Source organism: Variovorax sp. 01T439_2 (genome assembly GCF_056398445.1).
In genome coordinates this window covers 1-5198 of record NZ_JBFTPJ010000384.1, presented here as the reverse complement: position 1 = coordinate 5198, position 5198 = coordinate 1, and the positions used below count along the sequence as shown (strand labels likewise).

The following is a 5198-nucleotide window of genomic DNA, read 5'->3' as shown; positions in this document are numbered from 1 at the left end:
GTCGAAGGCGGCATCGGTCAGCGCCGACAGGATGGCGCCGGGCGTGGGCACCTCGCGGCGCAAATCCGCCGGCAGCGGCGCCCACAGCTTCGAACGCTGGATGGCGCGCGCGCACTGGAAGAAAACCGATTCCACCCGGATCTCGATCACGCACTGCGGCGGCTTGCCCTCCATTGCGAAGCGGGCCATGAGCCCGGGCTCGGTCGTGATGCGCGCCCTGCCGTTCACGCGCAGGGTCTCGCCCACGCCTGGAATCAGGAACAGCAGCGCCACGCGCGGATCGGCCACGATGTTGCGCAGGCTGTCGATGCGGTTGTTGCCGCGGCGCTCGGGCAGCAGCAGCGTCTTCTCGTCCTGCACCGCCACGAAGCCGGGCGGGTCGCCGCGCGGCGAGGCGTCGAGGCCGCCGGGTCCGGTGGTGGCCAGCACCGCGAAGGGCGAGGCGGCAATCAGCGCCTGGTAGCTCGGGTGCAGCCAGGGCACCTCCTTCTTGAGCGAGGCCTCGCCGGCTTCGCCGAACAGCGCTTCGAGCTGCGCGAGGGTGTCGATGGCATGGGTCATGGGATCACTCCTTGTTGCTTGTCCGGCGATGCCGACGGGTTCCTGCCGCAGGCCAGCGCCGCGGCGGCGAGCAGCAGCGCGCAGATGCCGTAGAGCCAGGACGATGCCACGACCGGCAGCAGGAGCCCGGCCAGCAGCGGCCCGATGCCGGCGCCCACGTCGCGCCACACCGCGCGCGCGGCCAGCGCATGCATGCGCTCGGGCCCCGGGGTGCGGCGCGCCACGATCGGCGGCAGCAATGGCAGCTGCAAGGCGCGCAGCACCACGATCAGTGCCGCGCAGCTCCACAGCCAGCCCAACCCGAAGCCCGCCAGCGCGATCGCCGTCACGAGCGAGAGGCTCACCAGCAGCCGCTCGGCACCGAAGCGCTCCGCCATGTGGCCGCCGACCGGGCTCAGCAGGATTTCCGCGAGGTAGCGCAGCGCCATCAGCGAACCGGCCATGACCACCGCGCCGCCCGGCATCAGGTCCTTGCCCAGATAGGACAGGCCGACGATGAAGAGCCCGTCGAGCGTGAGCCCTTCCATGAACGACCAGGCATCGAGGCTGTTGGGCCGCCCGAAGCGGCGCGCGGGCCGGCTGTGYGGGCTGCCGTGCGGCGCCGCAGGCAGGCGCCGCGTGGCCAGCACCGCCGCCAGCGAGAACGCCGCAAGAATGCAGAAGATGATGCGCGGCCCGGCCCACAGCGCCAGCAGCGCGCCCAGCGGCAATGCGAGCACCGGCCCCATCGCGATGAGTGCGCGCGAACGCCCGCTGCGGCGCGCCGCACCCAGCAGTTCGGCCGTGGCCAGCGACTGCGTCGACAGGTTGAGCGCGGCAAAGCACAACCCCCATACAAGCCGCAGCGGCAGCAGCGCCCAGAAGCCCGAGAGCGTGGCATAGCCGAGTCCGCAGAACGCAGCCGCCACCACCGCGATGGTGCAAGTGAGCCGATCACCGTTGCGCGCATAGAAGCGCGCCACCGCGCCATAGCCCGCAATGCGCACGAGCCGGTTGGCCGCAAGCAGCATGCCGGCCTCCGCCAGCGTGACGCCGAACTGCGCCGCATACATCGGCAGCAGCAGGTAGAGCACCACGTCGGCCGGCAGCGAAAGGCCGAGCGCAATGGCCGCGTGGCGGGAGTTCAGGTCGGTGGCAGCGGGAGCTGGAGCGGGCGTGGTGCGAAACATCGAGCCCGCATCGTGCGCCGGCGCAAGGCATGCCGACAAACGACATTAATGCCCGCCATGCGTGAGAAAATTGCACGCATGCCGCTTCGAGAACCGCCCCTCAATGCCGTGCGCGCCTTCGTCGCCGCGGCCCGCCATCAGAGCTTCACGCGCGCGGCGATCGAGCTTCATGTGACGCACAGCGCGGTGAGCCGGCAGATCAAGAGCCTGGAGGAATGCCTGGGCGTCGCGCTGTTCGAGCRCCGCATCCGCCAGGTCGCGCTGACCGCGGAGGGGCAGCAGTTCTTCGCCGAGGCGGGCCCGGCCATCGCGCAGATCCATTCGGCGGCGCGTGCATTGCAGGCGCAAGGGCCGGTCCGTGCCGTGAGGATCAACGTGCGGCCCTCCTTCGCGGTGCGGTGGCTCATTCCGCGCCTGCCCTTGTTCGTCGAGCGCTACCCCGAGATCGAGCCGCAGGTGGTCACGAGCACGGTCATGCCCGAACAGGCCGCGGGCAGCTTCGACATCGCGGTGCGCCGCGGGCTCGAGGGCTGGCCGCCTTCCATCGAGGTGCGCCCCTTCCTCGAGGACGAGGTGCTGGTGGTCGGCGCGCCGGCGCTGTTCAAGGCGCATCCGCTTTCGGACCTGCGCGCGCTGGCCTCGCATGTGCAGCTGTCGGCCCGCACGCGCAAGGAAGACTGGGACGCCTGGAAGAAGCACGTCGGCGCACCGCGCGCCAAGCCGGCGGGGCGGCTGCAGTTCGACCACCTGCACTTCGTGCTGCAGGCCGCGGTCGACGGGCTCGGCATTGCATTGGCGCCGACCTCGCTGGTGGCGCACGACCTGGCCTCGGGCCGGCTGCAGTCGCCGCTGCCCGCGCTGCGCATGCCGCTGAACCGCTACTACTACGGCCTGTCGCCCGGCGCTGCGCCGGAAGCCGCGTACGTCGCGCAATGGTTCGAGGAAATGATGGGCCCGCGCTAGAACAGCGAAGCCATTCCGTTCGGCCGCGCGCCTTCGATGTCGAGCATGCGCAGCTTCGTCAGCGCGCCGCCGCCCGCCGAAAAGCCGCCGGGCTTGTTGCCCGCGGCCAGCACGCGGTGGCATGGCACCACGGGCGCGAAGGGGTTGTGGCCCATGGCCTGGCCCACCGCGCGCGACAGGCCCTTGTCGCCGAGTTCGGCCGCGATCTCGCCATAGGTGCGCGTCTGTCCGGGCGGAATGCGCCGTGCGATCGCATAGATGCGCTGGTGGAATTCCGACACATGGCTCATGTCGAGCACGATGCCGCTGAGGTCGTCATCGGATTCGCCGTTCAGCAGGCCCTGGATGGCCGCGATCGCGCGCCGCGCGCTTTCGGGCGGCTCGGCTTCGCTCAGGTTTGCAAAGCGGCGCCGCATGCGCGCCCGCGTGGCAGCCTCACCGTTTTCTTCGGGCAACTGCACGCCGACGAGCCCACGCGGTCCCCAGGCCAGCGCGCAGGTGCCGATGGCGGTTTCGAACAAGGCAAAGCCTGGCTCGATGGTTTCGCTGCTGGTGCTGCCCGATGCTGCATTCATCGCGCCATTTTCTGCCAGCCGCTAAGCCTGATCGGGCGACAGGGTTGGCGGCACCAAGTGCCGCTCCAGCAGCACCGCCACGTGCACCGCCTCGCGCTGCGCGCCGTCGCCGATCTGGTGGCGGCAGCTGGTGCCGTCGGCCACCACGATGGCGTCGGGCCGCGCGCGGATCGCGGGCAGCAGGCTGGCCTCGGCCATCTGCATCGACACGTCGATGTGCCGCGCCTCGTAGCCGAAGCTGCCCGCCATGCCGCAGCAGGAGCTTTCGATCAGCTCGGGCTCGGCACCGGGAATGAGCCGCAGCACGTCCAATATCGGGCTCACCGCGCCAAAGGCCTTCTGGTGGCAGTGGCCGTGCAGCAGGATCGGCGCCGTGGCCGGCGTGAGCGCGAGCTTGAAGCGGCCGGCCTTGAGCTCGCGCGCAATGAACTCCTCGAACAGCAAGGCCTGCTTCGCCACGGTTTCGGCTTTCTTGCCGAAGCCCATCACCAGGGTCTCGTCGCGCAGCGTGAGCAGGCACGAAGGCTCGAGGCCGACGATGGACACGCCGGCCTCGGCCAGCGGCCGGAGCGCGTCGATCAATGCTTCCGCACGGCGCTTGGCCTCGCTGACCATGCCGCTCGCCAGGAAGGTGCGGCCGCAGCAGTGGTGTCCGCCGCTCTTCTCGACCGTGTGCAGCGTGTAGCCCGCGGCCTTGAGCACACGCGCCGCGGCCAGCGCGTTCTCGCTCTCGAAGGTGCCGTTGAAGGTGTCGACGAAGAGCACCGCCGCGCGGCCGCCGTTCGCCTGCACCGACAGCACGGCTTCGCGGCTGGCGAACATGCCCGGCAGCTCGGCCTTGGCGCGCCAGAAAGTGTCGGAGCGCCATTCGGGCAGCGACCGGCGCGCCGAAAAGCCCAGCAGCTTCTCGCCGAGCCAGGCCGCGCCGGGCACGGTGTTGCGCAGGTTCATGAGCCACGGCAGGCGGCTCGCCTTGTGCGCGTAGTCGGGCATGTGGGCCACCAGCCTGTCCTTGAGCGTGTGGCCGTGGCGCTTCTTGTAGTGGTCGAGAAACTCGATCTTCATCTTCGCCATGTCGACGCCGGTCGGGCAGTCGCGCTTGCAGCCCTTGCAGCCGACGCACAGGTCCATGGTCTCGTGCATCTCTTCGCTGGTGAAGGCATCGGTGCCGAGCTGGCCCGACAGCGCGAGCCGCAGCGTGTTGGCGCGTCCGCGCGTGAGGTGCCGCTCGTCGCGCGTCACGCGGTAGCTCGGGCACATGGTGCCGGCGTCGAACTTGCGGCAGTGGCCGTTGTTGTTGCACATCTCCACGGCCTTGGCGAGACCGCCGGTGCTGTCGCCGCCGGTGCCGGGCGCGGTGGTCTTCTCGGTCACCGGGTCGGCGTTGACGTTCCAGGCCGACCAGTCGAGCACGGGCTTGAGCTCGATGCGCCGGTAGGGCCTGGGCGCGGTAGGCGGCGCAAAGCGCAGCAGCGAGGCGTCGTCCATGCGCGGCGTATCGACGATCTTGCCGGGGTTGAACAGGTTGGCCGGATCGAGCTCGCGYTTGATGGCGCGGAAGGCCTCGTTGATGGCCGGACCGAACTGCCATTCGATCCACTCGCCGCGGCACAGGCCGTCGCCRTGCTCGCCGCTGAAGGCACCCTTGTACTTGCGCACCAGTGCCGCGGCTTCTTCCGCAATGGCGCGCATCTTGGCGCCGCCGTCGGTGCGCATGTCCAGGATCGGCCGCACGTGCAGCGTGCCGACCGAGGCATGCGCATACCAGGTGCCGCGGCTGCCATATCTGGCAAACACCTCGGTCAGTGCATCGGTGTATTCGGCCAGGTGCTCGAGCGGCACGGCGCAGTCCTCGATGAAGCTCACCGGCTTGCCGTCGCCCTTCAGGCTCATCATGATGTTGAGGCCGGCCTTGCGCACTTCCCAGAGG

The 5198-nt window shown here is 70.0% G+C and carries 5 protein-coding genes; 1 reads left to right on the top strand and 4 read right to left on the bottom strand.

Annotated elements, in window-relative coordinates:
- Both AC1DOC_RS18320 and AC1DOC_RS18315 read right to left on the bottom strand, forming a co-directional pair.
- Positions 1 to 561 (bottom strand): pyridoxamine 5'-phosphate oxidase family protein (locus AC1DOC_RS18320; RefSeq protein ID WP_478130219.1); only part of this gene is annotated, 561 nt, incomplete at its 3' end.
- Complete coding sequence (locus AC1DOC_RS18315; RefSeq protein WP_049809821.1) at positions 558 to 1730, bottom strand: MFS transporter; 1173 nt, start codon at positions 1728 to 1730, stop codon at positions 558 to 560. The genes AC1DOC_RS18315 and AC1DOC_RS18320, both read right to left, overlap by 4 nt.
- A 78-nt stretch (positions 1731 to 1808) precedes the next feature.
- Here AC1DOC_RS18315 and AC1DOC_RS18310 point away from each other — a divergent pair, with 78 nt between their 5' ends.
- Positions 1809 to 2693 carry a LysR substrate-binding domain-containing protein gene (locus AC1DOC_RS18310; protein WP_478130218.1) on the top strand — a complete coding sequence of 295 codons (885 nt, stop codon included), beginning with the start codon at positions 1809 to 1811 and terminating at the stop codon, positions 2691 to 2693.
- Here AC1DOC_RS18310 and AC1DOC_RS18305 read toward each other — a convergent pair.
- Both AC1DOC_RS18305 and AC1DOC_RS18300 read right to left on the bottom strand, forming a co-directional pair.
- The gene (locus AC1DOC_RS18305; RefSeq protein ID WP_369663033.1) at positions 2690 to 3268 is read right to left on the bottom strand and encodes a methylated-DNA--[protein]-cysteine S-methyltransferase; all 579 of its coding nucleotides are present in this window, start codon (positions 3266 to 3268) and stop codon (positions 2690 to 2692) included. The genes AC1DOC_RS18310 and AC1DOC_RS18305 overlap by 4 nt on opposite strands.
- Before the next feature lie 21 nt (positions 3269 to 3289).
- The coding region (locus AC1DOC_RS18300; RefSeq protein WP_478130217.1) for an FAD-binding and (Fe-S)-binding domain-containing protein at positions 3290 to 5198 on the bottom strand (1909 nt) is incomplete at its 5' end.